Origin of the sequence: Marinilactibacillus sp. Marseille-P9653 (assembly GCF_916618885.1) — a bacterium.
Lineage (GTDB): Bacteria > Bacillota > Bacilli > Lactobacillales > Carnobacteriaceae_A > Marinilactibacillus.
This window is the reverse complement of the sequence record NZ_CAKAKH010000005.1, coordinates 1-2,441: the sequence shown is the minus strand read 5'-3', so window position 1 is coordinate 2,441 and position 2,441 is coordinate 1. Positions and strand designations below refer to the sequence as shown.

At 32.1% G+C, this 2,441-nt stretch carries 2 protein-coding genes; one reads left to right on the top strand and one right to left on the bottom strand.

Annotated features, from left to right (window positions below; genetic code table 11):
• Nucleotides 1-266 precede the first annotated feature (266 nt).
• Nucleotides 267-1,142, top strand: coding sequence for a replication initiation protein (locus LG377_RS12430; protein WP_225745028.1), 876 nt, complete (start codon nucleotides 267-269; stop codon nucleotides 1,140-1,142).
• A 230-nt stretch (nucleotides 1,143-1,372) separates the two neighbouring features.
• Here LG377_RS12430 and LG377_RS12425 read toward each other — a convergent pair whose 3' ends face one another.
• Nucleotides 1,373-1,888, bottom strand: coding sequence for a YcxB family protein (locus LG377_RS12425; protein WP_225745027.1), 516 nt, complete (start codon nucleotides 1,886-1,888; stop codon nucleotides 1,373-1,375).
• Between the last annotated feature and the right edge of the window lie 553 nt (nucleotides 1,889-2,441).

Sequence of the window (2,441 nt, the reverse complement as noted above, 5' to 3'; positions counted from 1 at the left end):
TGTTTTTTGAGGGGCTTGCTTTTTTATATAATATTTAATAAATATTTATTAGTTCTTTAGAGGTCGATTTTAAGGCTCTGTGACGGGCTTAAATCGACCTTATGGGAGTACAAATGTCGGTTTAAAGGAGTACAAATGTCGGTTTAAAGGAGTACAAATGTCGGTTTAAAGGAGTACAAATGTCGGTTTAAGGAGTATAAATTTATATGTTGCTCCTTAAACGTTTTAGTGTTAGATTAGGAGTAATACATAGAGGAGGTACTCCCATGAACGAAGTAACACGCTATAAAAACCACCTAAATACTGTTCCTATGAGGAAGTGGACAGCAGAAGAACAAGACTTTTTCTTCGCTATAATTACGGAAATCAGAGATAAGGGAACAGATATAATTGAATTTGATAAACATTCGTTGGCAGAGTTAGCTAATTATACTATTGAGCACAATCAGCGCTTCGAAAAAACTATAGCAAGCTTAGAAGATAAGCTCTCCAGCATGAGGTACAAAGAGAAAACACGAAATTCTTTAATAAGCATTCCTCTATTCCAGTACTTTGAAGCTCGCTGGACAGATGATCTATCCGAATTAACTTTAAAGGTTCAAGTTTCGAGTAAATTCGAATATGTTTTAAATAAACTTGAAGCTGAGTTTACTCAATTCGAATTGAAGCAGTTTACAAATATCCGATCAACTTACGCTAAAGAAATGTTCAAGCAACTTAAACAATGGCGTACGGTTGGAAGAGTCGAATATTCTGTGAGTGATTTTAGAGAAATACTTCAAATTCCTACCAGCTACCGAGCAACAGACATAAATCAAGTAGTGATTCAGCCAATCAAGGATGAGCTTTCTGAATATTTCAAAGCGCTCAAAGTGAAAGCAATAAAGACTAGACAACGTGGGAATCCTATTGTTGCTTATGAATTTACATGGACTCCAGAAAAAACTACTTCTTGGGACAAAAATAAGTATTCTAAGTCTAAAAAAACGATAAGAACTGAAACATTACCTGAATGGGCAAGAGACGATTATCAACCTCCAAAAATTGAAAATATATCTCCTGAAGATCAAGAAATCTTGGATAAAAAATTAGCTGAACGAAGAGCTAATTGGAAGAAAAAACGTGGAGAAAATGATAAGTAATGTCTATTTTTTTATTTCTTTTTCACATTTTTTAAACCCTCTCCCCAGCAAGCTGAAAGGCTTAAAGGGGAGAGGGTTTTGTTTGGGTTTTTGATCTTAGCACACATCATTCGTAGAATGATGTATAAGTGCGCCCTTTTACTAAAAAAAGGAATTAGAGATACTAAAGATTTTAAAAAAATTGTAGATTTTTTATCGAAAGTTAGTGACAATATTTTTTAGATTTATCTCTAATTTTTAGAATTCATTTTATTTTCTATAAAATTTTTAAAATCAGAAAAATTACCAACCGTAAAACCTTTTTTTGAAAGATATACCCCTTGTTTCCCAATCATTATGATAAATAAGTTTTCTGTTTCTAAAACATTAGTAATTTTATTGTATTCGAAAGTTAAATTACTGTGATCAGTGATAGTTTCAATATTGACTTCATAGAATTTATTTATAGCATGCGGTAGTTCTCCATGAATACTTTCTAAATTTTTTAGATTTTCTTGTAACTTAAAAATATAGCCTTTGAAATAAAAAAATAAAAAGAAACCAGCTAAAAAGAGAAGAAAGAAGAGTTGCATAGAAAAATTAAAACCAGAAGAAACAAACCTCAGTACGAAAGCAAATGTTTCTACAACCAGCATTATTAAACATATCATTCGAGTTTTTTTGTTAAATGCGTAGTAAGCTTCTTTTGAGAACTCCTCCAATAATTTTTTAGTCGTTTGAGTTTGATTTTCAAATAACAAATCCATAAGTATTCTCCACCTTAATTAGTTTGTATTGTTTGTCGATTTTACAATAACAATAATTGTTGGTCTTTACTACACGTTTTAAATCGTTTTAAACGTCAAAAAAGCCTTATAGGCAGTTTTAATAAGACTGTAGGTAGATTTACTTTGGTTTGTCCTTAAAATGCGTAAACAGCCCTTATTTTAAGAAATAAGGGCTGTTTAAATATAATTAAGTCTCATTTTTAGATTTTGGGTATGTAGGGCTTGCCCTGCACGAGCGATAGCGAGCACTTAACAAATGAGCTCCTTACTTCAAGATAAAAAGACTCCCTGAAGCTTTTGGATAAGAAACCACTTAAAGTTTCCTTGCTGAAGGGCTTGATCTTTAAGATGGGTTTAGCTTGCGCAGCAAGGTTTCTTTTTTGATCTTTTCGTCCTAGATTTTGTTGTTTTTTGAGGGGCTTGCTTTTTTATATAATATTTAATAAATATTTATTAGTTCTTTAGAGGTCGATTTTAAGGCTCTGTGACGGGCTTAAATCGACCTTATGGGAGTACAAATGTCGGTTTAAAG